Consider the following 24,677-nt stretch of genomic DNA (forward strand, 5'->3'; position numbering starts at 1 on the left):
CCACCCCACCCCCCGATCGCGTTGATCATGGGGTTTATTGCCGCGACACGCCGCTCGGGGTCGCCGAGGGGCCGGGGGCCGGGGGTGGTTAGTCGGAGGTGGGGCGGGTGGGGCGGCGAGTTGCGCGGCTGCGGCGGGCGCTTGGTGTCGGATCCTCTGCGGGGGCGGAGATGGATGGTTCGGTGCGCGGCGCGGGCACCCTGGGCGCGGGCACCCGCGGCGTGGCATCCGCACCTGGCGTGGCATCCGCACCAGGTGCGGCGCCTGTCGTGGTTGTCCGGTGCGCGGCGTCGGTCCTGCCGCGTCGGCCCGCGGCGGTGATGGACGAGCGGAAAGTCGACGGCTCGGGCTCGGCGTTCGGAGCCGGATCGGTCCGAGGCCCGTCGACGGTGATCTGCGTCGAGTCGACCTGAACTGCCGGGTGCGGCTCGGGTTTCGGGGCCGCGACTGAGGCGCTCCGATGAGCCGCCCGACTCCGCTCGGCGCGATCGGCGAGGACAGCGGCGAGTACGGAGCCGCCGATCCCGGCGATCACCGCGTACGGGGCGATCAGTTGGGTGGAGAGCTGCGCGGGACCCAGCGTCGACCAGTGCGGCAGGGTGGTCAGGTAGGCGAGCGCGACGAGCACCGGACCAGCGGCCCCGGAGGCAGCGGCCCCGACGCGGTGCCCGGCCGATCGGGCCGTCCGCCGAGCGGCCAGCACGCCGATCAGCAGCGCCGGCACGAGTGCCAACAGCGCACCTGGCCAGTAGAGCTGGTCGGAGATCCAGTACCGCGGGTGGTCCGGATCAAGCTGCCAGGTGCCGAGCTGGGCTCCGGTCAGCCCTCGTCCGACGCGTACCCCGTCGATCACCGAGACCACCGCGAGCAGCCAGAGCCAGGCGGCCGTCGCGGTCACGTTGATCGCGGCGGCCCGGGAGCGAAGCGCCCAGCCGGCGACGAGCACGCCGATCAGGATGCCCAGCATCGCCTGCACGGCGGCGGTCCGTTGCGGTGCCCCGGTGTCGGCGCCGGTGGCGACCCGCGCGGGAACGGCGATCAGCAGCACGGTGACCAGCCCGCCGATCCCGGCACCGAGCGCCAGGACAACCCGTCGCAGCAGGCCCGCCCGGTCGGCGGACGGCGCCTCGGCCACCTGCGGTGATCGGCTGTCCGTCGGCTCCGGGTCGGGCCGGTCGGCGGCAGGTGGATCCAGGGCGGTGGCCGGGTCGGACTCCTCGGTCGCTGCCGGGTCGGTCGCCGGTGGCGTGGCCGTCACTGGCGGCGTGGGCGTCATCGGTGCGCCGCCGCGCTGGTGGAGCCGCTGCGCGCAGACCGCGCCGAGGACCGTCGAGCTGGCGGCGAGCCAGGTGGCCCAGGCGAGGCCGTCGGCCCAGGCCGTGTCGCTGGCGCCGGCATCGCTGGGCGTCCAGGTGATGACGCCGAGCCCGTAGCCGAAGCCCAGTTGCGCGGCACCCGCGCCGGCAGCGACCCCGATCGCGGTCGCGATCGACACTCCCCAGCCCTGTCTGGCCATGCCGGGCAGCGTAACGTCCCGTCGTCGGCGCGGCGAGTCGCAACGACCCGCCGGTGTGGGCCGACCGTCGGTGCGGCGGATTGGGCGGCGGGCGGTACCGTCGCCGGTGATGAGGCGGTGGACGGTATGACGGACACGAGCACGAACCCGCAGGATGCCGCGGGCGGCGGTGCGAGCCGGGCCAGTATGTGGCTGGGTGGTGGGTTGGCCGTCGTGCTGCTCGCCGCGATCGGCGCGACCGGCGGTTGGCTGCTGGCCGGCGACGGCGAGAAATCCCCGGGGGACCCGCTGACCGCCGCGACCACGACCAACCCGCCGAGCAGCCGGGCCACCTCGGCTCGACCGAGCACCGGTCGGGCCACGCCGTCGGCCGTCCGGACCTCCGCCACACCGACCAAGGGCACCGGCCTGACCGTGCCACCGGTGATCGGCGTCGAGTTCGTGCAGGCGCGGGACATGCTGCGCGAGCATCGGCTGGGCTGGCGGCTGGTCTTCGGCGGCGGAGCCGGTAGCACTGTCGAGAGCGCCGTACCCGCCGTGGGCACTGAGGTCGCCCGGGGCACGACCGTGCAACTTCAGGTGACGGGGCCAGCGCCAGCGGCCGAGGTGCCGGACGTGGTCGGCAAGGACTGCGCCAAGGCCGTCGACGAGCTGATCGACGAGGGCCTCTACCCGCGTTACATCAGCGGTCGCAACGGAAAGGTCGCCCGGCAGGAGCCGGTCGAGGACGGCTCGGCCCGGTGGAACGACGAGGTCAGCATCTGGTGCGGGGCGGGCGCCCCCGAACAACCCTCGACGAAACCCACTCCCTGAGCTGAGACCCGTGCGCCGATCGTCGACGCAGCCGAGGCGGAGCGACGTACCCGCGAACGGCGCGGCACGGCACGCTGATCCCCACCGATGGCAGGTTGGGCGACTAGGTTGACGGTCGAGGGCCATGCCGCCCGTCCGGTTCGCGGAAAGGACGTGCGATGAGCGACGACCGCCAGGAGCCTCCCGCCGGCGAGCACGAGGACGATCGGACCCGCCCACTGCCACCGTCCGCCGACCGGGCGGAGCCACCGCAACCGACCCGACCCACCGGCGAGCCGGACGAGACGGCGCCGATCGACCGGACGGTCCCGGCTCGTCCCACCGGGTCGTCCGACCAGACCATGCCGATCGACCGTGCCGCCGCCACCGCGCCGCCCAGCCCGGGTACGCCCTCGTGGGCCGGGCGGGCCGAGGTCCGGCCGCCCCGGCCGGATGAGGCATCCGGGGATTGGTACGTCGAGGAGCAGGGCGGTCGGCGCTGGTGGCTGCCGATCCTGTGGGGTGTGCTCGCGCTGCTGCTCGCCGGCCTGCTCGGCGGGGCGCTCTGGTTGGTGCTCGCCAAGCAGGATGACGACCGGGACGATCCCGACCCCACCCCGTCGGCCAGTGCCACAAGTGCCGCACCGACCAGCGCATCGCCCACCTCGGCCGCGCCGACGAGCGAGGCACCGAGCAGCGCGCCGGCCACCAGCGCGCCGGTCCAGGTGCCCGTGCCGCCGCTCGTCGGCCTGCCGCAGGCGACCGCCGAGGGGTTACTGGGCCGGCTCGGCCTTGCCTACCAGGTGGTGTACCGGTCCTCGGAGTTGCCGCCCGGAACTGTGGTGGGCACCGAGCCGGGAACGGGCACGCCGGTGTCGACCGACGACGAGGTGCTGTTGATCATCTCTCAGGCCCGGCCCTCGACCGGGGTGAGTCCGACCCTGCCGAGTCCGACCGCGCCGAGCCCGACGGTGACCAGTACGCCCTGACCGGTGGTCACCACATTCGCCGGCGGGTGCCGACCAGGCCGAGGCCGGCCAGTGCGATGGCGAGGCCGAAGATGCCGGACCAGAACAGGGAGCGGCGGGTGTCCGCCGCGGTGCGTCCGGCCGGAGCCGCTTCGGTGACCTGCGGACGGTCGTCGGACTGGCTGCCGGCGCCACGGCCGGCCGCCGACCCGGTTGGAGTGGTGACGCCGGCCTGGCTGCCCGGGGCATCCGCGCCGGTCCGGTCGGAGTTCCCGGCTGCCGGTGGAGAGTCCTCCGTCGGTGGGTGGTCGTCGACCACGGTGATCTCCGGTGCGGGCACCGGTGCGGTCAGCCGGGTGGACGACATCGCCGGGTCGCGGACGAGAACCAGGGCTGTGACCATCGCCCCGAGGAGGACGAGCAGTCCACATGCATAGGCGATACGGGAGCGGTGGTGCCGCAGGGCGGGCTGATTGACCATGACCATCCCAGGGTCAGGGTCCTGGACGCGCGGGTGGAACGGTGCCGGGGTGGGCGTACCGATTCTATGGCGACGGCACGCCCACCGGCGGCGGATCGGGTCGGTCAGCCGACCCGGAGCGGGGTACGGGTGACCGGTCGCCGGGCCCGTACGGTGTGCGGGCGGGGCTCGGGGGCGGCCTGTAGTTGCTCCAGCCCGTCGCGCTGGACGAAGATCGATCGTCGGTTGACCGCGTCGCCCGCGGCGTTCAGCTCATAGCCGTCGAGCCAGAGCCAACCGTCGTAGGTGGGCCAGTCCAGCACCCGGATCACCCGGAACTTGATGGGCTTGAGGAACTGGACACTCGCCGCGCGAGTCACGAGCAGTACGTCACCGGTGCGGGGAAGCACATGGGCTCCTGGGGAGGATGGCCGGCAACTGTGCCGGCGGTGCCTGATCGGGGGACGTCTCGGCCGGTGACGGGGTCGTGCCTCGTGAACCGGTGGTGCGGATGGTGGTGGCCGGGCCGTACCTCGCTGGTGGCGTGCCGCCACCCGACCATCACCCGGATGCTTCCGGGAACCGCGCCCGCCGCCGCAGCTTGCCGGCTTGCAGCGGCGGGGTCATTACCCCGGAGCACGTCTCGGTTGTGCCGGCCGGGTCCGCGCCGCGTCGGGCTTCCCCGCCTCGGTGGGTTCACCACTGCGAGGGAGCGGATCGAGACGCTGAGTAACCCGTGCCATACGGACAGAGTGCATGAGGGACGTGCTGCATGCAAGTTGCACGTCGACTTTTGCCGATACGTGAGCGAGTCCCGCGAAAGGCCTATTGAAGCCTTCCGCGTACGGGCGGCACACTGGGAGCCGGTTTCGCCCGTCGCGGCCGGCCGAGGACCGGCACCACCCCCTTCGTCGCGAACGTTCGCCGGACGACGGTCGCGCCCCCGGCGGGTGTCAGCCAGTGGCGCGTCGACCGGAGGTAGCCCGAGTGGGGCCGAGCAGCCAGCCGCGGGGATCAGCGACTCACGGGTTGCGCGATGAGTGAGCGGCGCAGTCCCACCATCAGAAGGCGGCGGCTCGGTGCCGAGCTGCGGCGCCAGCGGGAGTCCGCCGGGATCACCATCGAGATGGTCGCCGAGCAGTTGGAGTGCTCGGCGTCGAAGGTCTCCCGGATCGAGACCGGGCACACCACCGCCACCCCTCGCGACGTCCGGGACATGCTGCGGATCTACGGGGTGGTCGGTGCCGAGAGCGACGAGCTGGTGCAGATCGCCAGGGAGGCCCGACAAAAAGGTTGGTGGCATCCGTACAGCACGGTGCTCGTCGGCGCGTACGTCGGGCTGGAGGCGGCCGCGAGTTCGATCCGGGCGTACGAACAGCAGGTCGTACCGGGTCTTCTGGAGACCGAGGAGTACGCCGGAGCGATGATCCGCGCGGCTCGGCCAGACTTCACCGCCGATCAGGTGCACCAGAGGGTGCGTGTCCGTCTGGGCCGTCAGTCGTTATTGACCCAGGACGATCCGGTCGATCTGTGGGTGGTACTCGATGAGGCGGTGGTACGTCGGCCGGTAGGCGGGGACGAGGTGATGCGTGGCCAACTCAAGCGGTTGGTCGAGGTGGCCGAGTTGCCGAACGTGACGTTGCAGATCCTGCCCTTCGAGGTGGGCGCGCACGCCGGCATGGACGGCACCTTCACGATCCTCAGCTTCCCTGAGCCCGGTGATCCTGATGTTGTGTACGCGGAGAACGCCACGGGTGGGCTTTTCCTCGAGAAGAGCGACGAACTGCAGAAGTACAGCTTCATCTTCGATCACATCCGCGCTGCGGCCATACGTCCAGAGGAGTCCGTCGCACACATCGCAAAACTGGCAGAGGAGCCGTTGTGGAAATGGCGACCAAAAGGTTCCCCGTGGACCTGACGCAGGCAGCATGGTTCAAGAGCTCAAAAAGCGGGCCGAACTGTGACAACTGCGTGGAGGTGGCGTACGTGACGGGGGCGGTCGGAGTGCGGGACTCGAAGGACAAGACAGGCCCGGCCCTGGTTTTCGCACCGAGTGACTGGCACGCCTTCGTCGGCGGCACCCGAGGCGGTGCGTTCGGCGAGGTCTGACCGAGTGGTCAACTGAGGCCCTCGTCCGGATTCGGATCCGGACGAGGGCCTTGCCGTGTCCGGGGCGGGCCGGGCGGGTGGGGCGGTCGGCGAGGTTCCGCCGGGATTCCCGTCGCCACAGGCCGCCCGTCTCGTTGAACTGGTCGGTACGGCGCAGGTCGACGACCCGTCGCACCGACCGGCAACCGAGCGAGGTAGGCGAGACGGATGACGACGATCGGGTCAGACAATCTCACCAGCGGTCCGGGTAAACCGGAGCGGTTCGGTGGCAAGTACCGCGGAGCGCGTCGGGACAGCGTACTGACCGAGGTGGTGTCGACCGACCAGGAGATGAGTGGGCGGGACACGTCGGCCTCCGAGTCGGCGGACCTGCCGCTCTCGCTGCCCTCGCTGGACACGAACCCACTTGTCGAGCCGTCGTTTCCGCCCACCGGCTGGCCGATGGAGCCCCGCGGGTCGCTGGCCGACCATCCGCTGCTTCGTGGCCTGCTGATGGAGTTGCCGCCGAAGGGCAGCCTGCCGCCAGCGGAGTGGCTGGACCGCTGGTTCGAGGCGACCAGGGCGATCCTGGAGTTGCTATACGTGCAGGGGGCCGGTCGTCCGCGCTGATCGCGGAACGGCGGGCTGCGCCCGCTCGGCGAACCGGCTGTGCCGCAGCGCGTGCCGGACTCCGATGGCGATCACCGCGAGTGCGCCCACGGTGATCGCCGGCCCGGTGACCCCCGGGTTGGCGCTCAGGTCGGTGCCGACCGCCTCGATCACCGCCGGCACCGTGGCCAGGGCGGTCACCTGTAGTGGCAGCCCGACGAGTGGGTGGGCCGCGGCGGCGCGCAGCCCGTGGGGCGCAGGCGTGCCGGGGGCGTTGGCGAACGCGCCCGCCCCGGCCCGCAGCCGGCGGATCCGCCGTAGGGAGCAGACCGTCGCCACCAGCGCCGGACCGGCGGCCAGGGTGAGCCCGGCGGCGGCCCGGTCGACGGGCGCGGTGCCGGCACTGAGCAGGCCGCCACCGACCACGGCTGCGGTGAGCGCCACGCCGATGAGGGACAGCACCAGCAACCATCCGGTACGCCGGCGCAGCATGCGGGTGTTACGCAGCCGGGGAAGCCCGTCGGCGAGGACTCCGGCGGCCAGCCAGACGGCGGCGATCGGAAGCAGGATGGTGAGGTGACTCTCCATGTTCGAGAGTCTTTCCCGAATCACGGTCGGGCGAATCCGGGCCGGTCCCCAGTTCGCCCCGGACGATCGGCCCGTAGGGGTCATCCCACGGAGATATGGACGTTCCGGCATGTCCAACAGCCCGCTCACTGACCTACTCTCAGCTAGATCGGCAAGCGTCGATTGATGTTGGGACCGGTGGTCACGTTCCGCCGCCGGTCAGAGGGAGGTAGGAAATGGGTCTTCCACGAAGGTCCGTACTGGTCGGGGTGGCCGCGGCGACGGTGCTGGCCGTCGGCACGCCGGCCCTGGCCGCCGAACCTGCCGGTGTGGTCAGGGCGGCCGGCGGAGCCACCGCCGTGCCGGACAGCTACATCGTCGTTCTCAAGGACAGCGCCGTGGCCCGCGACCGCGTCGGCGACACCGCGAAGCGGCTCTCCGGCCGCCACGGCGGCACGGTGGCCCGCACCTACGGCGCGGCGCTGCGCGGCTTCGAGGTCACGGTGAGCGCGAGCGCGGCGGCGCGGATCGCGGCCGACCCGGCGGTGGCGTACGTCGAGCAGAACCACACCGTGTCCATCTTCGGCACGCAGGCCAACCCGCCCTCCTGGGGCCTGGACCGGATCGACCAGCGCAACCTGCCGTTGGACAGCTCCTACACCTACCCCAACACGGCGAGCAACGTGCACGCCTACATCATCGACACCGGCATCCGGTTCTCCCACAACGACTTCGGCGGCCGGGCCACCTCCGGCTACGACGCGGTCGACGGCGGGTCGGCCGACGACTGCAACGGGCACGGCACGCACGTCGCCGGCACCGTCGGCGGGTCCGCGTACGGGGTGGCCAAGGCCGTCCAACTCGTCGGCGTACGGGTGCTCAACTGCTCCGGCAGCGGCACCAACGCCGGTGTGATCGCCGGCGTCGACTGGGTCACCGCGAACGCGATCAAGCCGGCGGTGGCGAACATGAGCCTCGGCGGCGGCGCGAACACCTCACTCGACAACGCGGTCCGCAACTCGATCGCCTCGGGCGTCACGTACGGCCTGGCGGCCGGCAACGACAACGGCGCGAACGCCTGCAACACCTCGCCGGCACGTACCACCGAGGCCATCACGGTGGGCTCGACGACGAGCTCGGATGCCCGCTCGTCGTTCTCCAACGTCGGTACCTGCCTGGACATCTTCGCGCCCGGCTCGTCGATCACCTCGGCCTGGTACAACAGCAACACCGCGACCAACACGATCAGCGGCACCTCGATGGCCACGCCGCACGTGGTCGGAGCGGCGGCCCTGGTGGCCAGCGCCAACCCGGGCTGGACGCCCGCGCAGGTCCGCAACCAACTGGTGGCCAACGCGACACCCAACGTGGTGAGCAACCCCGGCTCGGGCTCACCGAACCTGCTGCTCTACGTGGGCACCGGCACCACCCCGCCGCCGCCCACCGGCTGCACCGGCACCAACGGCACCGACGTGTCGATCCCGGACGTCGGCTCGGCGGTGACCAGCTCCATCACCATCTCCGGCTGTGGACGCAACGCCTCGTCGGCCTCCACCGTCGCGGTGAACATCGTCCACACCTACCGGGGTGACCTGGTCATCGACCTGCTCGCTCCGGACGGCAGCGCGTACCGGCTGAAGAACAGCAGCACCTCGGACAGCGCCGACAACGTGAACGCCACGTACACGGTGAACGTCTCCGGTGAGGCCGCCGACGGCATCTGGCGGCTTCAGGTGCGGGACACCTACTCGGCCGACACCGGCTACATCAACACCTGGACCCTGACCGTCTGACGGTTTCTGACGGCCGAGGTCCCATCCGGTGGACCGGGTGGGGCCTCGTGCCGTACGGATCGATCAGACCGAGAAGGTCGCCGGCCGCTCGCTGGCCGGCGCCGGCGGGCGGGCCTTCCACAGGCCGAGCTTCTGGGCGGCGAGCCGGCTCAGGTAGGCCGGGTTGAGGATGACGTAGCGCCGCCAGAGCCGCTTCGGCTCCAGACCGAGACGCCAGAACCACTCCAGACCGGCACGCTGCATCCAGCGCGGGGGCTGACGGAGCAAGCCGGCGTGGTAGTCGAAGGCCGCGCCGACCGCCATCAACGGCATGTCCAGCAGCGGTCGCATGGCGTACGCGAAGACCTCCTGGCGCGGGCAACCCAGCCCGACCAGGACCAGCCGGGCACCGCTGGATCGGATGCGGTCGGCGATCTCGGCGTCCTCGCCCGGTTGGGCGGCCCGGAACTTGGACGGCTCCACCCCGGCGATCTTCAGGGCCGGGAACATCCGCTCCAGCGCCGGAATCAACCGGGAGAGGGTCTCCTCGGTCGACCCGTACAGGTAGATCGGCAGCCCCTCGTCGGCGAAGCGCGACAGCACGTGCAGGGTCAACGTCGGCCCGTAGACCCGGTCGGAGAGCCCGGCGTGGTGCAGCAGGTTGAGCGCCCACCGCACCGGCTGCCCGTCCGGGGTGACCACGTCGAAGGAGTTGAGCCGCGCGTTGTGCGCCGGATCGAGCACCCCGGTCATCACGCCGTGCACGGCCAACGCGGTGAGCGCGAGCGGACGCCGCTCATGTGCCGCGGTCACCACCGCATCGGTCGCCGTCGCGTAGTCGGTGGCGTCGACCAGGACGCCGAGTACGTTGCGCTTGGTTCGCGCGGTCATGCCTTGACTACCCACTTACCCACGTTGGCCTCGTAGATCTCCCGCAGGATCATCGGCACGTCGTAAGTGATCTTCCAGTCCGGGTACTGCTCCTCGAACCGGGCCATGCTGCTGACATACCACTGGTGGTCGCCGGTGCGGGCCTGCTCGACGTAGTTGATCCGCGCCTCGCGGCCGGTGATCTCCTCCGCGATGCGGAACGCCTCGATGTGCGAGGTGTTGGAGTGCCGGCCGCCGCCGAGGTTGTAGACCTCCGCGGAGCGCGGGGCCCGGAAGAACGCCTCGAAGGCGGTCAGTACGTCCCGGGAGTGGATCGCGTCCCGGACCATCTTGCCCTTGTAACCGAACAGGTTGTATGTCCGGCCCTCCATCACGCAGCGCATCAGGTACGCCAGGAACCCGTGCAACTCGGCCGCCGAGTGCGCCGGACCGGTGAGCGTGCCACCCCGGAAGCAGGCGGTCTTCATGTCGAAGTAGCGCCCGTACTCCTGAACCATCACGTCCGCCGCGACCTTCGAGGCGCCGAAGACCGAGTGCAGCGAGTGGTCGATCGACATCTCTTCGGTGATGCCCTGGTACCAGCGGTGGTCCTCGGGCAGCTCGTACCGTGTCTCCAGCTCGACGAGCGGCAGGGTGTTCGGCCGGTCGCCGTAGACCTTGTTCGTCGAGCAGTGGATGAACGGCGCGTCGATCGCGTGCCGGCGGGTGTTCTCCAGGATGTTGAGCGTGCCGCCGGCGTTCACGTCGAAGTCCGTGTACGGCTCCTTGGCCGCCCAGTCGTGGCTCGGCTGAGCCGCGCTGTGGATCACCACGGCGATGTCCGAGCCGTACTTCTTGAACACCTGCTCCAGGCCGTCCCGGTCCCGGATGTCCACCGCGAAATGGGTGTACGCCCCGCCCAGGTCACGGGTGAGCCGATCCAGGCTCCAGGATGTGGAGCCGTCCTCGCCGAAGAAATACCGGCGCATGTCGTTGTCGATGCCGACGACGTCCAGACCGAGGCCGGCGAAGTGCCGGACCGCCTCGGAGCCGATCAGGCCACCCGACCCTGTCACCAACGCGACACTCACACGCCACTCCTGGTCCATCGGAGACAGAATCCATCGCAGCATAGCCTGGCGTCCGACACGCCCCGATATGACGGAAGGGCCCCGCGGTAAGCGGAGCCCTCGTCGCTGGTGGGGATGGGGGGAGTTGAACCCCCACGCCCTTTCGGGCACACGGACCTGAACCGTGCGCGTCTGCCATTCCGCCACATCCCCGTGGCACAACCCGGAACACTGTAGCCGCCCCGGCCCCGCTGTCTCCAACGGCCTCGGGAATACTACGCTGTCCCAGGTGCTCGCCACGAGCGGTTACCGTTCGTGGCGGACGAAAGATTAGCACGGCAGTCCCGACCCTTCCGAACGGGTCGGGAGCAGGTGGCCGAGCGGCGTGTGAGCTGCGCGCGCGCCGGCCGGATACCATCATGTCCTCGGGACCCGAGGAGGAGCCGGTGAGCGTGCTGCAACGCTTCGAGAAGCGTCTGGAAGGCCTGGTCGAAGGGGCCTTCGCCAAGGTCTTCAAAGGGGTGGTCCACCCCGTGGAGATCCTCAACGCCATGCAGCGGGAGGCCGAGGCGCACAAGGCGATCCTGGCCGGTGGGCGCACGTTGGTGCCCAACCGCTACGTGATCGATCTCTCGCCGTTCGACCACAGTCGGCTGGCGCCGTACGCCGCTGCGCTGGCCCAGGAGTTGGCCCAGTCGCAGGCGGAGTTCATCGGCGAGCAGGCCTGGACTGTCTACGGCGACGTGATCGTCGAGATCGAGCGAGGCGAGGGCCTGGACACGGGCATGTTCCGTGTCACAGCCGAGGTCTACACCGGTGGCGAGGTCGCCCCGGTGTCGGCGCCCGGCTACGACGCCGGCCCGCCCGCCTACCCGGCGTACGACCAGGGTGGTGGCTACGGCCCTCCGCCCGGGCACGGTGGCGGTCGCAACGTGCGGCTGGTCTCCGGTGACGGTCGCACCTACCCCCTCCAGATGGGGTCGACGGTGATCGGTCGCGGCGATCAGGCCAACCTGCGTCTGCCCGACGTCGGCATCTCCCGGCGACACGCCCGGTTGGATTTCGACGGGGGCCAGGTCGTGCTGACCGATCTGGGGTCGACCAACGGCACCATGGTCAACGGGCAGCGGGTCTCCGCTGTCGCACTGAACCCTGGTGACATGGTCCAGCTCGGGACGACGACGCTGACCTTCCGCGTGGACGGCTGACCCGCCTTGCCGGAACTGGTCATCACCGTTGCCCGGTTCGGGTTCCTGATCCTGCTGTGGATCTTCGTGTTCACCGTGGTGGGCGTGATCCGAAGGGATCTCTTCGCGGGCGCCCGCTCCGGTCGTCTGGTGGCCGCGCCACGCGCGGTTGGCGCCTCGACCGGTCAGGCGGCGAAGCCGGCGAAGGTGAAACGGGGCAGGGCGGCGCACCAGCTGGTAGTGACAGCCGGTCAGCTGGCCGGCACCAAGATCACTCTCGGTGACGCGCAGATCACCATTGGGCGAGCTGAGGACTCCACCCTGGTCATCACCGACGACTACGCCTCCGCGCGACACGCCCGGCTCATGGCGCGTGACGGGCAGTGGTTCGTCGAGGACCTCGGCTCGACTAACGGCACGTACCTCGATCGCGCTAAGGTCACCGGACCAACCCCCGTCCCCCTCGGCGTGCCGATCCGGATCGGCCGCACTTCCCTCGAATTACGGCCATGACTCTGACCCTGCGCTATGCGGCCCACAGCGACCGCGGTCTGATCCGAGACGGCAATCAAGACTCCGTCTACGCCGGGCCGCGGCTACTCGCCGTTGCCGACGGCATGGGCGGCATGGCCGCCGGTGACGTCGCCAGCAACATCGTCATCGGTGCCATGGCGCCGCTCGACGAGGACGTCCCCGGGGACGCTCTCGTCGACGCGTTGCGTTCGGCCGTCGGCACCGCCAACCAACAACTCCGCGACACGGTGGACGCCAACCCGCAGTTGGAGGGGATGGGCACCACACTGACGGCGACCCTCTTCACCGGCAGCAAGCTGGGGATGGTCCACATCGGTGACTCGCGGGCCTACCTGCTGCGCAACGGTGAGTTCGCGCAGATCACCAAGGACGACACGTACGTCCAGATGCTCGTCGACGAGGGTCGGATCAGCGCCGAGGAGGCGAGCAGCCACCCGCAGCGATCGCTGCTCACCCGGGCCCTCGACGGCCGGGACATCGACCCGGAATACTCGGTGCGCCAGGTGCTGCCCGGCGACCGTTACCTGATCTGCAGCGACGGCCTGTCGGGTGTGGTCAGCGCCGAGACCATCGGCGAGACCCTGCGGGAGTACACCGACCCGCAGAAGTGCGTCGAGCGGCTGGTGCAGCTCGCGCTGCGCGGCGGCGGACCGGACAACATCACCGTGATCATCGCCGATGCCACGGATCAGGACATCGTCGAGGCGAGCCCGATCGTCGGCGGTGCCGCCGCCCGGGACCGGGGTATGGCGACCTCGGCGGACGACTCCACTCCGGCCGCCCGAGCCTCGGCTCTCGCCGCGCCGCGTCCGGCCGTCCCGGAGGAGCCGGCGGCCTCGGACGACGAACCGGACCGGCCGAAGCGCCGCCCGGTGCGGACCGCCGCCATGGCGGTCGCCCTGCTGGTGATCATCGGCGGCGCGGCGTTCGGGGGCTGGACGTACACCCAGCGGCAGTACTACGTGGGAGCCACCGAGGAGGGCCAGGTCGCCGTCTTCCGTGGCGTCCAGGGTCAGATCGCCGGGATGGACCTCTCCACCGTGCACCGCCGCAGCGGCACCCGGTTGGACGACCTCACGGTCGCGGCGCAGGACACCGTCAAGGTCGGCATCCGGGCCAAGAGCGAGCCGGACGCCGAACGCCAGCTCGCCGAGCTGACCAGCGACACCCCGAGCAATCCCAACCTGAAGCCGCTCTGCGCGCTCGATCCGACCGCCGCGGCGAGCGGTACGCCGACACCGGCCGATCCGTCGCCGAGCCCGAACGGCAGTCCGAGCACCATCGCGTCGCCAACCTCCAACGGAGTTGCCAGCGCGAGCCCGACCGTCGGTGCCACCGCCGCTGTCGGTGCGACCGGTTCGTCCACCACGCCCGACAACACGCCCTCCGACTCGGCCACGCCGGCGCTCGACCCGGCCACCTGCCGGTCTCCTGAGTGAGCGTCGGCTGAGATCCCAAGGACTCCACCTGTGACCGTAGCGGCCACACCGGCACCCTCGCCCGCCACCGCGGGCGAGCAGTCCGGCGTACGCCTGGCGCGGTCGCGCCGTAACGCCGAGCTGTCCCTGCTGCTGCTCGCCATGGCGTTGGTGGCCGCGTACGGGGCGACCGTCGAGGCGAACCTGCTGGACACCGTCACCCCGGACTTCTGGATACCCGCGGCCGTGCTCGGCGCGGTCTTCCTCGGTCTGCATCTGGTCATCCGATTCCTCGCCCCGTTCGCCGACCCGGCGCTGTTGCCGGCGGTGGCCCTGCTCAACGGGCTCGGGGTGGGCTTCCTCCGCCGGATCGACCTGGGCGACGCCCCGGTGGCCGAGCGGGAGAGCCTGGCCGTCTTCGCGGGGCAGGGCGGGCGCCAGTTGGCCTGGACGCTCGGTGCGGTGATCCTCGCCGCCGGCCTGCTCGCCATCATGCGCGACCACCGGTCGATCTCGCGATACGCGTACACCCTGGGGTTGGCCGGCATCGTGCTGGTGATGCTCCCGGCGGTACTGCCGGCGAGCATCTCGGAGAGAAACGGCGCGAAGCTGTGGATCGATCTCGGCGCCTTCTCCATCCAGCCGGGTGAGTTCGCCAAGCTGGCGCTGCTTGTCTTCTTCGCCTACTACCTGGTCCGCAAGCGTGAGGTGCTCTCGCTGGCGAGCCGACGCTTCCTCGGCATCGACTTCCCGCGCGGGCGCGACCTCGGCCCGGTGGTCGGCGTCTGGCTGGTCAGCCTCCTGGTGCTCGTGTTCGAGAAGGACCTGGGCACCTCGCTGCTGTACTTCGGCATGTTCGTGGTGACGCTCTACATCGCCACCGAACGGGTCAGCTGGCTGCTGATCGGTCTCGTCCTCTTCTTCGGCGGGGCCTACCTCGCCTACGTCCTCGGCTCGACGGTCGGCGGCCCGTTCGCCAACTTCTACGTCCGGGCGGAGATCTGGCTCGACCCGTTCGCCGACCCGACCGACAAGGGCTACCAGCTTGTCCAGGGCCTGCTCGCCCTGGGCACGGGCGGGCTCTTCGGCGCCGGGCCGGGCGGCGGCCAGCCGGACATCCTGCCCGAGGTGCAGAACGACTTCATCTTCGCCGGCATGGGCGAGGAGCTCGGCCTCTTCGGCCTCTCCGCCCTGCTCGTCGTCTACCTGTTGATCGTGGAGCGTGGGCTGCGGGCCGCGCTCGCGGTCCGGGACTCGTTCGGCAAGCTCCTCGCCGGCGGTCTCGCGTTCACTCTCGGCCTCCAGGTCTTCGTGATCGTCGGCGGGATCAGCAAGCTCATCCCGCTGACCGGTCAGACCACCCCGTTCCTGTCCGCCGGTGGCTCGTCGTTGATGGCCAACTGGTTGCTCATCGCGGTGCTGCTGCGGGTCTCCGACGGCGCCCGCCGGCCGGTCGGCGGGAGCGTCAGCAAGGCCGCCCGACCCACCGGTGGTGCCCCGGAGCAGCTGCACGGTGCTCCCACGGAGGTGATCAAGCCGTGAACGCACCACTGCGCCGCGTCGGCGTCGTCGTCATGGTCCTGTTCGGTCTGCTCTTCGCCAACCTCAACTGGGTGCAGTTCCAGAAGGCCGACGAGTACCGCACCAGCGACTACAACGGTCGGGTCCAGGTCGCCGACTACAAGCGCAAGCGCGGCAACATCGAGGCCGGCGGCACGGCGGTGGCGACCAGCAAGGAGACCACGGGCAAGCTGAAGTTCCAGCGCACCTACCCGGGCGGCGCGGAGTACGCCCACGTGCTCGGCTACAAGCCGGTCAGCCTGGCCGACACGGGCATCGAACGGGTGGAGAACGACTTCCTGGCCGGCACCAGCGACCAGCTGATCGGCGACCGGATCAAGGACATGTTCACCGGCGACGAGAGCGGTGGCGGCAACGTGCTGCTCAGCCTCTCCAAGAAGGCCCAGGACGCGGCGTACAACCAGCTGCGGAACAACCAGGTGGGGGCGAAGCGGGGCGCGGCCATCGCCATCGACCCGCGTACCGGGGCGGTACAGGCGCTTGTCTCCATGCCCAGCTTCGACCCGAACCCGCTGGCCAGCCACACCGACAAGGAGGCGGCCGCGGCGTTCAACAAGCTGGATCAGGACCCGGCGGGTCCGTTGAAGAACCGGGCGCTCTCCGAGACGCTGCCGCCGGGCTCCACGTTCAAGATCGTGGTCGCCGCGGCGGCGCTGGAGAACGGCGTCACCAAGACCACCCAGATCCCGGCCGGCCCCAGTTGGACTCCGCCCACCTCCGGCACCCCGATCCGCAACGCCGATCCGTCGATCTGCCCGCAGCCGAAGGTCACCCTGCTGACCGCGGTCACCGACTCGTGCAACACCGGCTTCGCCCAGCTCGGCGTACGGCTCGGCGCCGACACGATCAAGGAGAAGGCCCGCCAGTTCGGTTTCGAGCAGGAGGACCTCACCGTCGGTCACCTCGGCGAGGACGGTCTGCCCACGGCGGCCAGCCGGACCGGAGACATCCAGAACCCGGACGGCACCCCCGACCAGGCCGCACTGGCCCAGTCCTCGATCGGCCAGAACAACGTCCGGATGACTCCGCTCGAAGGCGCCATGATCGTCAGCGCGATCGCCAACAACGGCAGCCAGATGCGGCCGTACCTGGTGCAGCAGCTGCTCGCCCCGGACCGGACCACCAGTTACCACACCGCGAAGCCGCGTGAGCTGCGTCAGCCCATCGAACCGCAGGTCGCCGCCGACCTGCGCGAGATGATGGTCAGCGTCGTCCAGAACGGCACCGGACGGAGGGCCGCGATCCCCGGCTACACGGTCGGTGGCAAGACCGGCACCGCCCAGTCCGCGCCGGACCGGCCCGACCACGGCTGGTTCATCGGCTTCGCGTTGGACAAGAACGGCACTCCGGTCTCCGCGGTCTGCGTGATGCTCGAGCAGGCCGGTTCCGGTGGCAGCGGCGAGGCAGCCCGGATCGCCGGCCAGATCATGAAGGCCGCCATCGCCGACCCCGGGGGCCGCTGACATGCTCAGCCCCGGCGTCCAGCTCGGCAACCGCTACCGTCTCGACGAGCGGATCGCCAGCGGCGGCATGGGCGACGTCTGGCGCGGCACCGACCAGGTGCTCGGCCGGACGGTCGCGGTCAAGAGCCTGCTTCCCGCCCTGCTCGACGACCCGGACTTCGCCGAGCGGTTCCGTGGTGAGGCCCGCACCATGGCCACGATCAACCACCCGGGCGTGGTGGACGTCTACGACTTCGGCAACGACCAGCAGATCGCGTTCCTGGTCATGGAGTACGTCGAGGGCGACGCCCTGTCGTCCACGCTGAGCCGGGTCGGCCGGCTCACCCCGGCCCGGACGATGGCCCTCGTCGCGCAGGCCGCGGACGCGTTGCACGCGGCGCACGAGAAGGGCATCGTGCATCGCGACGTGAAGCCGGGCAACCTGCTCGTCCGGCCGAACGGCACGCTTGTGCTCACCGACTTCGGCATCGCCCGCTCCGACCTGGTCGGCCAGCTCACCGCCGCTGGTTCGGTGCTCGGCACCGCCTCGTACATCTCACCCGAGCAGGCCACCGGAGGCGTGGCCACCCCGGCCTCGGATGTGTACGCGCTCGGCGTGGTCGCCTACCAGTGTCTCGCCGGGCGGCGTCCGTTCGAGGGTGACAACCCGCTCGACATCGCGATGCGGCACGTGCGGGAGACGCCCCGACCGCTGCCCGCCGACATCCCCCCGCAGGTCCGCTCGGTGGTGGAACGGGCGCTGGCCAAGGACCCGGCCGCCCGCTGGCCGAGCGCCGCCGCTCTCGCCGGGGTGGCCCGTCAGCTCAAGGCCGCGCTCTCCCAGCAGGCCCGGGCCGGCGCCAACTCCGGGCCGGTCTCCGCGGCGCCCGCCTCGCCGGCCGCGCCCGGCCGAGCCCAGGTGCCGCAGGCGCACCAGATGCGTCCGCCGACCGCCCGCCCGCCGGTGGCCGGGCCGAGGCCGACAGCGATCGCGCCCGTCCAACAGCCGCGCCCCACCGCCGTCGCGCCGTCCGTCCCGTCCGCCCGGCCGCCGGCCGCACCGAACGGGTACCCGCGCGGTGCCGCGTCGGTGCCGTCGGCACCGCCCCGGCAGCAGCAACCGGCGGCGTACGCCCGGCAGGCCGTACCGTCGGCGCCGTCCCCCGAGCCCCGGCGGTCCCGGCCTGGCCTGGTGCTCCTCGCCATCTTCCTGGCCGTGCTGGTCCTGCTCTGCTCCGGCGTGATTTCCTACTACCTGAACAAGCAGTCGCAGGCCGCCGAACCCGTCGGGACGAGTGGGCGCACCGCGACGTCCGGCGCGCTGCGACTCGACGGACGCGACGATCCGACCCAGACGTCGTACCGTCGGGAGATACGACTCCAGCCGAGCGACGGCGGGACGACGACGAGCGAAGGACGACAGACGCGATGACAGCGCAGGCCCGCCTGCTCGGTGGCAGGTATCAGGTCGGCGAGCTGCTCGGCTACGGCGGCATGGCCGAGGTGCACCGCGGTCGCGATCTCCGGCTTGGTCGGGACGTCGCGATCAAGATGCTCCGGACCGACCTCGCCCGGGACGCGACGTTCCAGATGCGGTTCCGCCGGGAGGCGCAGAACGCCGCCTCACTCAACCACCCGGCGATCGTGGCGGTCTACGACACCGGCGAGGAGACCGCGCCGACCGGCGAGACACTGCCGTTCATCGTGATGGAGTTCGTCAACGGGCGGACCCTGAAGGAGGTCCTCGGAGCCGAGGGTCGGCTGCAGCCGCGCCGGGCGCTGGAGATCTGCGCCGACATGTGTGCCGCGCTGGAGTTCAGCCACCGGCACGGGATCATCCACCGGGACATCAAGCCCGGCAACGTGATGCTCACCCAGACCGGCCAGGTCAAGGTGATGGACTTCGGCATCGCCCGCGCGTTGGCCAGCGGCGCGACCACCATGACGCAGACCAGCGCGGTGATCGGCACGGCGCAGTACCTGTCCCCGGAGCAGGCGCGGGGAGAGGCCGTCGACGCCCGCTCCGATGTGTACGCGGCCGGCTGCGTGCTCTTCGAGCTGGTGTGTGGGCACCCGCCGTTCGTCGGGGACAGCCCGGTCAGCGTTGCCTACCAGCACGTACGGGAGACGCCGCCGACGCCGAGCGACATCAACCCGGACGTCACCCCGGCGGTCGACGCGATCGTGCTGAAGGCGTTGTCGAAGAATCCGCTCAACCGCTACCAGAGCGCCGGCGAGATGCGTGCCGACCTGCTCCGCGCCGCCGCCGGCCGGCCCGTGTTGGCCACCCCGGTGCTGCGCGAGGCGGAGACGGTGGCGATGGCCCCGGCCGGCGGCCGGGGCGGTTACCCCGCTCCCGCCGGTGGGCCGCAGACCGGGCAGATGGCCCGGGTGGGCGATCCGCGCCAGCGCAAGGCGTCCTCCTGGTTGATCGCGACGTTCAGCGCGGTCGGCGTGCTGGCGGTGATCGCCCTGGTCGTCGCCCTCCTCTGGAACCAGCAGCAGGAGAAGGCCAACAAGGCGGTACCGAACGTCACCGGCAAGACCCAGGCGGTCGCGGTCACCGAGATCCAGAAGGCCAACCTGCAGCCGAAGCTGGGTGACCCGGTCCAGGACAACGACTGCACGAAGGGCACGGTCGCCAAGCAGGATCCGGCGCCGGGTACTCGGCGGGCGCAGTCCAGCACGGTGACCATCCAGCTCTGCGACGGCAAGCCCGACGTGAAGATCCCCCCCAACCTGGCCAACTCCCAGTTCGAGCTGGTCAAGTCCCAGCTTGAGGCCCAGGGGTTGAAGGTCCAGGAAAAGCCGGTGGACAATCCGGCGACGAAGGGCACCGTAATCAAGTTGACTCCGTCGTCGGGGACCACCGTCGAGCAGGAAAGCACGGTGGTCGTCGAGGTCTCCAAGGGCAACGTCAGCAAGGTGCCAAACGTGCTCAACTCGACGCGGGAAGAGGCCACCGCGGAGCTTCGCGAGGCGGGTTACAACGTCGAGGTCCGCGACGGTGACGAGGTGCCGGCGGACCGGGCCGGTCGGGTCGAAAAGCAGAGTCCGAGCGCGGGCACCACACTGGCCAAGGACCGGACCGTGACCATCGAGGTCGGCGTACCGGAGAAGGTCGTCGAACCGCCGCCCTCCGGCACACCGACCAGCACGCCGTCGGCCACGCCGACCACGCCCGGCACCGGGGGCGGCGTCGGTCTGCCGTTCCCGCCCCCGCCGAGCCGGCTCCCCGAGGACTAGAGCGTGCCCGCCGGTGGCAGACTCAGGCGGCGGTGTGAGTGACGCCGAGGTGGCCGGCGGCGGGTCGGTGGTGCGTCGACGTCCTCGACGCCGCAGACGTCTGGTGATCCTCGGGGTCGTCGTGCTGCTGCTCGCCAGTCTTCCGTGGCTGTGGACGACGCTCGCCGCACGCGGCCACGTGTACGCCGAGGCCGACGCGCCGGCCGCCGACGTGGTGATCGTCCTCGGTACCGCCGTGGCGACCGATCGGCAGCGGCCCGGTGAACGGCTCGCCGGCCGCCTGGAGACCGCCGCCGAGTTGGTGACCAGCGGGCGGGCCGAGGTCGTGCTCGTCTCGGGCGACGGGGGCGGCACGTCGGGTGACGAGCCCGCGGTGATGACGGCGCATCTCACCGGGCTCGGTGTCGACGCGCGTCGTGTGGTGGCCGACCCGTTCGGCCTGGACACGTACGACAGTTGCACCCGAGCGCGCGAGGTGTACGGCGTCCAGCGGGCTCTGATCGTGACCCAGTCCTACCATCTGTCCCGGGCGGTGACGCTGTGCCGGCATCTCGGCCTCGACGTCGACGGGGTCACCGCACGATGTGACGACTGCGGCCCGTTCCTGCTGGCCGAGAAGTCGGTCCGGGACTACTTCGCCAGCGGCAAAGCGGCGTGGGACGCGGTCCGTGGTCGCCCGCCCGCGGTCCGCTCGCCCGCGGATCCGGCGGTGCGGGACGCGCTGCGCGGCTGATCCGGCCAACGTGCCGTCCACCGGCCCGCTGATCGGGCGGCGCGGCCTCAGGTGGTGACGAAGGCCGACCGGCGGCGGGCGTCGACCTCGGCGGCCAGTGCGGGCGCACGCTCCAACGCCTCCTGGTGACCGCAGCCGGCCAGCCAGTTGGCCAGCATCAGGTGACCGCCCTGGGTGAGCACCGACTCCGGGTGGAACTGGACGCCCTCGATGGGAAGGGTCCGGTGCCGCATCGCCATCACCACGCCGGAGCCGGTCCAGCCGGTGACCTCCAGCTCGTCCGGGAGCGTGTCGGGCAGCACGGCGAGCGAGTGGTACCGGGTGGCGGTGAACGGGTCGGGCAGGCCGGCGAGTACGCCCACCGACTCGTGCCGTACCTCGGAGGTCTTGCCGTGCAACAGTTCGGGCGCCCGCGTCACGGTCGCCCCGAACGCCTCACCGATCGCCTGGTGACCGAGGCAGACACCGAAGATCGGCAGTTCGCCCGCGTACTGCCGGATGACGTCCAGGCAGATGCCGGCCCGGTCCGGGCTGCCCGGCCCCGGGGAGAGCAGGATGCCGGCCGCGCCCACCCTGCCCACCGCGTCGACGTCGATCTCGTCGTTGCGGCGGACCTCGCAGGTCACGCCGAGCTGACCCAGATACTGCACGAGGTTGAAGACGAACGAGTCGTAGTTGTCGATCACCAGGATGCGCATTGTCACCTGCTTGGGGAGGGTGGCGCGGGGTTGTTCTGATCGGTGTCGTACGGAAGTTCGTGCTCGTCGCCGGCCGGGGCGTCGCCGGTCGCCGGGCCGCCGCCGCCCGATTCCGCGGGGGACTCGACCTGCACGTCGTCGAAGGGCAGCAGGGGCTCGGCCCAGGGGAAGGCGACATACCAGAGCAGGGCCACCGTGGCGGCCACCAGCAGCACCGAGCCGATCAGCTTTCCGGCCAGGCCGAAGGGAAGCTTCCGCCAGATGAACGAATACATCGGGTCAGCCTCCCAGCTCCGCCGGGCGGCCCGCCGTCTTGGGTTGGGTGCGTTCCAGCTCGGCGTGGATGATCAGGCGTTGGTAGTTGTCGAACTTCGGGTTGCACGTGGTCAGGGTGAGCATCCGCTTGGTCGGCTTCTTGTTCGGCTCGCCGGGCACCGGTGCCACCACCTCGACCTGGGTGGGCCGGACGATCTGTGACCGCGACACCAGGTAGACGTACCAGTCGGTCTTGCTCTCGACCACGATCGCGTCGCCCTCGTCGAGCTCGTCCAGCCGCCAGAAGGTGGCCCGGTTGCGGTGGCCGGCGACGGAGAAGTTGCCCACCTGGCCGGGCAGGGCGCTAGCCGGGTAGTGGCCCGGGGCGTAGCGGATGTCCTGCTGGGTGACGCCTTCGACCACGACCCAGTTCTTGTCGAGCTTGGGGATGTAGAGGCCGGCGAGCGGCTTGCCGCGTACCGGGGGCGTCGGTTTGACGCTCGGGCCGGCCGACGGAGCGACAGTCGGGTCGTCGGACGGGCCCCACTCCTGGGCCAGGGCCTTGTTGAGGTCGTTCTGGTGGGCGTCGACGATTGCCGACTTGCCCCACACCTCGTAGCCGGCGAAGAGCAGCACCACCAGGCCGAAGGTGATCAGGACTTCGCCGGTGACGCGGACACCGGTGCGGATTCGGGAGCCGAGCGACGGGCGGGTGAGCTCGGAGTAGACGCTCTTGTAGCCCTCTCCGGTCTGGTGGGGCCGGAGTTGGACCACGCGCTCGCCGCGCCGGGGCCGGGGCGGCTCGCCGGGGTTGTCGCCGCCGTCGGTCGGCTCCTGGGGGCCCGCCGTGCGGGGGACGGCACCCATCAGCGCGGTCGAGTCCAGGGTTGGTGGCCGGGTGGCGGTGGTGCCGGGCACGGCGGGAATCAACGCGGTGGCGGCCGGGTCGGCGACGCGATCCGGCCCGGTGGGCGGGACACGGCCCGGGCCGGCGGAAGAGGAGGCATCCGGGCCAGGGCCGGGCGCGGACGGAGCGACCGGGGAGCCGGTCGGGCGCGTGGGTCGGGCGGCGATCTGGGGGATGAACGCGGTCGGTGAGTCGGCCACCGGTGGGGTGGACGGGCCGGACGGGGCCTGCTGACCCGGTGTGCCGGAGGTCGTCGCCCGGGTCGGGGCGTCGTCCGGGGCAGCGGGCCGGATCGGGCCCGGATTGGCCACGGCCGGCTGGCCGGGCGCGGTCGGACCGGCGGACCCTCCGTGCGAGCCGGATCGGGGGGCGGGGCTGCCTGGCCACGGCGGGGGTGCGTCGACACCCCGGGGGTCGGGGGTCGGGTCGGCTGGTCGGGGGGGCTCCGGCGGGGCCGGCGGACGCGACGTGCCGGGTCGGGCGGGCAGCATCGGCTCGGGCCAGTTGCCGGCCGGGGTCGGGCGGACCGGCGCCGGCTCGGGCCGGTCGACCTTGGGCAGGAAGGCGGTCGGATCGTCGGTCTGGTTCCGGTGTCGCCCGTCCCGACGCTCGTCCGGCGCGCTCACTTAGGCACCGTGGCCGAGCGTAGGGAGGTCGAATCTTCGAATGCCGGGACTCGCACCGTGGAAGCCGTTTCGTTGTAGCCGAGCTGGTAGTCGTCGACCGCGTCCTTGAACCACTGGACTCCCTCAGAGCTGGCGAGGGCCTGCTGGAGGGCAGCGGGATCGCCGATCGCTACGATCTTGAACGGTGGGGAGTACACCCGGCCGTGGAGCAGCAGGGTGTTACCGACGCAGCGTACCGCGCTGGTTGCGAGGACGCGGACGTTCATGATTGACATGGCCTCCGCTCCGCCGGCCCAGAGCGCGTTGACCACGGCCTGCACATCTGCCTGGTGCACCACCAGGTCGTCGTTGTCGGCGTCCGACTGGGTCTGGTCGAGCTGCGGCGCGTCGTTCAGCTCGACCGTGACCCCGGGTCCGCTGAGGGCGGTGAATCCGGCGGCCTGGAGGCTGCCCTGGGCGCGATCCTGCTGATCCTTGATCGGGGCGTCCGAGCCGGCCAGCATGTTGGTGCGTTGCTGGACCTCGTCGCGCAGCGTGGCGGCCCGGCGTTCGCTCGCCGCCACCTGCTCGCGCCGGTCCTCGATGAACTGGTTGAGCTGGGGCCGTCGGTCCTCACGCAGCGCGGTGCCACCGGCGGTGGTCGCGGTGGTGGTGAAGAGCAGCCCCGCCGCGGCGGCGATCAGGGGCACCCCGATCGACCAGCCCGGTCGGCGTTGACGCGGTCGCCGGGGCAGTAGCCCGGCGGCGGCCCGTCGGAGGACCTTCTGCCAGGAGGTTGCGCCGGATGTGTACTCCACCGAGCGTTCCTTCCGCGTGTCGGGGATCGGTCCGCCCCGGCCGGGCCGGTGATGCGAACAGTCCCGCCTTTTTCGGTCACTCCGTGCACCGGCCTGACCCCATTCATGGTCCGGACGGGCAATCGGGACTACGCTAGCTGTCGAACATTATTGGCCATGGACCGTCGCCCCCGCGCCCGGTTGTCAGGCCGGACGAGGTCGTCACCCCTCTGGAGAGCGTCGTGCCCAAGTCTCAGGTCCGCAAGAAGAAGGTGTACACCCCGCCGACGGACGTTCGTCCGACGACGGCGGCGTCGACGCGCAAGCCTAGCCCGGTGTGGTTGCCGGCCACCGCCGTCGCCCTGATCGTCGTGGGCATCGGCTGGCTGGTGCTCTATTACCTGTCCGAGCAGGAGTACCCGGTCGCCGCGTGGGGTTATTGGAACCTCGCGGTCGGCTTCGGCGCGATGGTCGCCTCGCTGGGGCTGCTCTCCCGCTGGCGCTGAGCCGGCTCGGGGGCCGTCGTGTCGGCGGTCCCACGTCAACCCACCGCGCCCCTGTC

Annotated in this window: 26 protein-coding genes and 1 tRNA gene; 15 read left to right on the forward strand and 12 right to left on the reverse strand. The window is 71.1% G+C overall.

The window, feature by feature from the left end:
* Window positions 1-88: 88 nt before the first annotated feature.
* A complete protein-coding gene (locus AB0C01_RS17795) occupies window positions 89-1,516 on the reverse strand; it encodes a hypothetical protein (protein ID WP_357571631.1) in 1,428 nt (475 codons plus the stop codon).
* A gap of 126 nt (window positions 1,517-1,642) precedes the next feature.
* Between AB0C01_RS17795 and AB0C01_RS17800 the strand changes: the two genes are divergently transcribed.
* Window positions 1,643-2,329 carry a PASTA domain-containing protein gene (locus AB0C01_RS17800; RefSeq protein ID WP_357571632.1) on the forward strand — a complete coding sequence of 229 codons (687 nt, stop codon included), beginning with the start codon at window positions 1,643-1,645 and terminating at the stop codon, window positions 2,327-2,329.
* 158 nt (window positions 2,330-2,487) lie between these two features.
* Window positions 2,488-3,297 carry a PASTA domain-containing protein gene (locus tag AB0C01_RS17805; RefSeq protein WP_357571633.1) on the forward strand — a complete coding sequence of 270 codons (810 nt, stop codon included), beginning with the start codon at window positions 2,488-2,490 and terminating at the stop codon, window positions 3,295-3,297.
* Between the two features lie 7 nt (window positions 3,298-3,304).
* Here AB0C01_RS17805 and AB0C01_RS17810 read toward each other — a convergent pair whose 3' ends face one another.
* The 3 genes from AB0C01_RS17810 to AB0C01_RS17820 form a co-directional block, all read right to left on the reverse strand.
* Window positions 3,305-3,757 carry a hypothetical protein gene (locus tag AB0C01_RS17810; RefSeq protein ID WP_357243168.1) on the reverse strand — a complete coding sequence of 151 codons (453 nt, stop codon included), beginning with the start codon at window positions 3,755-3,757 and terminating at the stop codon, window positions 3,305-3,307.
* 104 nt (window positions 3,758-3,861) lie between these two features.
* On the reverse strand, window positions 3,862-4,146 hold the full coding sequence (locus tag AB0C01_RS17815) for a hypothetical protein (protein ID WP_357243171.1): 285 nt from the start codon (window positions 4,144-4,146) through the stop codon (window positions 3,862-3,864).
* A 604-nt stretch (window positions 4,147-4,750) separates the two neighbouring features.
* On the reverse strand, window positions 4,751-4,954 hold the full coding sequence (locus AB0C01_RS17820) for a hypothetical protein (RefSeq protein WP_357571755.1): 204 nt from the start codon (window positions 4,952-4,954) through the stop codon (window positions 4,751-4,753).
* On the opposite strand from AB0C01_RS17820, the gene AB0C01_RS17825 reads away from it, so the two are divergent.
* The 3 genes from AB0C01_RS17825 to AB0C01_RS17835 all read left to right on the forward strand — a co-directional run bounded on the left by AB0C01_RS17825 (window position 4,863) and on the right by AB0C01_RS17835 (window position 6,454).
* Window positions 4,863-5,654: a helix-turn-helix transcriptional regulator gene (locus AB0C01_RS17825; protein ID WP_357571746.1), complete on the forward strand. Its 792-nt coding sequence runs from the start codon at window positions 4,863-4,865 to the stop codon at window positions 5,652-5,654. The two genes, AB0C01_RS17820 and AB0C01_RS17825, sit on opposite strands and share 92 nt — an antisense overlap.
* Window positions 5,624-5,845, forward strand: coding sequence for a DUF397 domain-containing protein (locus AB0C01_RS17830; protein ID WP_357244072.1), 222 nt, complete (start codon window positions 5,624-5,626; stop codon window positions 5,843-5,845). The genes AB0C01_RS17825 and AB0C01_RS17830 overlap by 31 nt, the downstream gene beginning before the upstream one ends.
* A gap of 207 nt (window positions 5,846-6,052) precedes the next feature.
* Complete coding sequence (locus AB0C01_RS17835) at window positions 6,053-6,454, forward strand: hypothetical protein (RefSeq protein WP_357243177.1); 402 nt, start codon at window positions 6,053-6,055, stop codon at window positions 6,452-6,454.
* Here the strand turns inward: AB0C01_RS17835 and AB0C01_RS17840 are convergent.
* Complete coding sequence (locus tag AB0C01_RS17840) at window positions 6,422-7,021, reverse strand: hypothetical protein (RefSeq protein ID WP_357243180.1); 600 nt, start codon at window positions 7,019-7,021, stop codon at window positions 6,422-6,424. The genes AB0C01_RS17835 and AB0C01_RS17840 overlap by 33 nt on opposite strands.
* 215 nt (window positions 7,022-7,236) lie before the next feature.
* Here AB0C01_RS17840 and AB0C01_RS17845 point away from each other — a divergent pair, with 215 nt between their 5' ends.
* Window positions 7,237-8,793: a S8 family serine peptidase gene (locus tag AB0C01_RS17845; RefSeq protein ID WP_357243183.1), complete on the forward strand. Its 1,557-nt coding sequence runs from the start codon at window positions 7,237-7,239 to the stop codon at window positions 8,791-8,793.
* Between the two features lie 63 nt (window positions 8,794-8,856).
* Here AB0C01_RS17845 and AB0C01_RS17850 read toward each other — a convergent pair whose 3' ends face one another.
* From AB0C01_RS17850 to AB0C01_RS17860, 3 genes are all read right to left on the reverse strand, one after another.
* On the reverse strand, window positions 8,857-9,663 hold the full coding sequence (locus AB0C01_RS17850) for a WecB/TagA/CpsF family glycosyltransferase (protein WP_357243186.1): 807 nt from the start codon (window positions 9,661-9,663) through the stop codon (window positions 8,857-8,859).
* Window positions 9,660-10,775, reverse strand: a complete 1,116-nt coding sequence (locus AB0C01_RS17855; protein WP_357571634.1) for an NAD-dependent epimerase/dehydratase family protein — start codon at window positions 10,773-10,775, stop codon at window positions 9,660-9,662. The genes AB0C01_RS17850 and AB0C01_RS17855 overlap by 4 nt, the downstream gene beginning before the upstream one ends.
* 64 nt (window positions 10,776-10,839) lie before the next feature.
* Window positions 10,840-10,925: transfer RNA gene (locus tag AB0C01_RS17860), tRNA-Leu, on the reverse strand.
* Between the two features lie 206 nt (window positions 10,926-11,131).
* On the opposite strand from AB0C01_RS17860, the gene AB0C01_RS17865 reads away from it, so the two are divergent.
* Genes AB0C01_RS17865 through AB0C01_RS17900 form a run of 8 tightly spaced genes read left to right on the forward strand, consistent with a single transcriptional unit; the run spans window position 11,132 to window position 20,853 of the window.
* Window positions 11,132-11,920: a DUF3662 and FHA domain-containing protein gene (locus AB0C01_RS17865; protein ID WP_007454122.1), complete on the forward strand. Its 789-nt coding sequence runs from the start codon at window positions 11,132-11,134 to the stop codon at window positions 11,918-11,920.
* A 6-nt stretch (window positions 11,921-11,926) separates the two neighbouring features.
* Window positions 11,927-12,412 carry an FHA domain-containing protein gene (locus tag AB0C01_RS17870; RefSeq protein ID WP_357243192.1) on the forward strand — a complete coding sequence of 162 codons (486 nt, stop codon included), beginning with the start codon at window positions 11,927-11,929 and terminating at the stop codon, window positions 12,410-12,412.
* Window positions 12,409-13,872: a PP2C family serine/threonine-protein phosphatase gene (locus AB0C01_RS17875; RefSeq protein ID WP_357243195.1), complete on the forward strand. Its 1,464-nt coding sequence runs from the start codon at window positions 12,409-12,411 to the stop codon at window positions 13,870-13,872. Before AB0C01_RS17870 ends, AB0C01_RS17875 begins: the two co-directional genes overlap by 4 nt.
* 30 nt (window positions 13,873-13,902) lie before the next feature.
* The gene (locus tag AB0C01_RS17880; RefSeq protein WP_357571635.1) at window positions 13,903-15,393 is read left to right on the forward strand and encodes an FtsW/RodA/SpoVE family cell cycle protein; all 1,491 of its coding nucleotides are present in this window, start codon (window positions 13,903-13,905) and stop codon (window positions 15,391-15,393) included.
* Window positions 15,390-16,895 (forward strand): penicillin-binding protein 2, encoded by a 1,506-nt coding sequence (locus AB0C01_RS17885; RefSeq protein WP_357243201.1) that lies wholly within the window; start codon window positions 15,390-15,392, stop codon window positions 16,893-16,895. The genes AB0C01_RS17880 and AB0C01_RS17885 overlap by 4 nt, the downstream gene beginning before the upstream one ends.
* A gap of 1 nt (window position 16,896) precedes the next feature.
* Window positions 16,897-18,306 carry a protein kinase gene (locus AB0C01_RS17890; RefSeq protein ID WP_357243204.1) on the forward strand — a complete coding sequence of 470 codons (1,410 nt, stop codon included), beginning with the start codon at window positions 16,897-16,899 and terminating at the stop codon, window positions 18,304-18,306.
* The gene (gene pknB, locus AB0C01_RS17895; protein WP_357243207.1) at window positions 18,303-20,120 is read left to right on the forward strand and encodes a Stk1 family PASTA domain-containing Ser/Thr kinase; all 1,818 of its coding nucleotides are present in this window, start codon (window positions 18,303-18,305) and stop codon (window positions 20,118-20,120) included. Before AB0C01_RS17890 ends, pknB begins: the two co-directional genes overlap by 4 nt.
* Before the next feature lie 13 nt (window positions 20,121-20,133).
* A complete protein-coding gene (locus tag AB0C01_RS17900; protein ID WP_357571636.1) occupies window positions 20,134-20,853 on the forward strand; it encodes an ElyC/SanA/YdcF family protein in 720 nt (239 codons plus the stop codon).
* Window positions 20,854-20,900: 47 nt separating this feature from the next.
* Here the strand turns inward: AB0C01_RS17900 and AB0C01_RS17905 are convergent, their stop codons facing one another.
* Genes AB0C01_RS17905 through AB0C01_RS17920 form a run of 4 tightly spaced genes read right to left on the reverse strand, consistent with a single transcriptional unit; the run spans window position 20,901 to window position 24,136 of the window.
* Entirely contained in the window at window positions 20,901-21,551 is a 651-nt protein-coding gene (locus tag AB0C01_RS17905; RefSeq protein WP_357243213.1) for an aminodeoxychorismate/anthranilate synthase component II, read from the reverse strand.
* A 2-nt stretch (window positions 21,552-21,553) separates the two neighbouring features.
* Window positions 21,554-21,826 carry a hypothetical protein gene (locus AB0C01_RS17910; RefSeq protein WP_357243216.1) on the reverse strand — a complete coding sequence of 91 codons (273 nt, stop codon included), beginning with the start codon at window positions 21,824-21,826 and terminating at the stop codon, window positions 21,554-21,556.
* Between the two features lie 4 nt (window positions 21,827-21,830).
* Window positions 21,831-23,339 (reverse strand): class E sortase, encoded by a 1,509-nt coding sequence (locus tag AB0C01_RS17915; RefSeq protein WP_357571637.1) that lies wholly within the window; start codon window positions 23,337-23,339, stop codon window positions 21,831-21,833.
* Window positions 23,336-24,136 (reverse strand): DUF881 domain-containing protein, encoded by an 801-nt coding sequence (locus tag AB0C01_RS17920; RefSeq protein ID WP_357571638.1) that lies wholly within the window; start codon window positions 24,134-24,136, stop codon window positions 23,336-23,338. The genes AB0C01_RS17915 and AB0C01_RS17920 overlap by 4 nt, the downstream gene beginning before the upstream one ends.
* 221 nt (window positions 24,137-24,357) lie before the next feature.
* Between AB0C01_RS17920 and AB0C01_RS17925 the strand changes: the two genes are divergently transcribed.
* A complete protein-coding gene (locus AB0C01_RS17925; protein WP_357243225.1) occupies window positions 24,358-24,621 on the forward strand; it encodes a cell division protein CrgA in 264 nt (87 codons plus the stop codon).
* Window positions 24,622-24,677 lie beyond the last annotated feature (56 nt).

The sequence above is a fragment of the Micromonospora sp. NPDC048905 genome, from assembly GCF_040649655.1.
Classification (GTDB): Bacteria; Actinomycetota; Actinomycetes; order Mycobacteriales; family Micromonosporaceae; genus Micromonospora.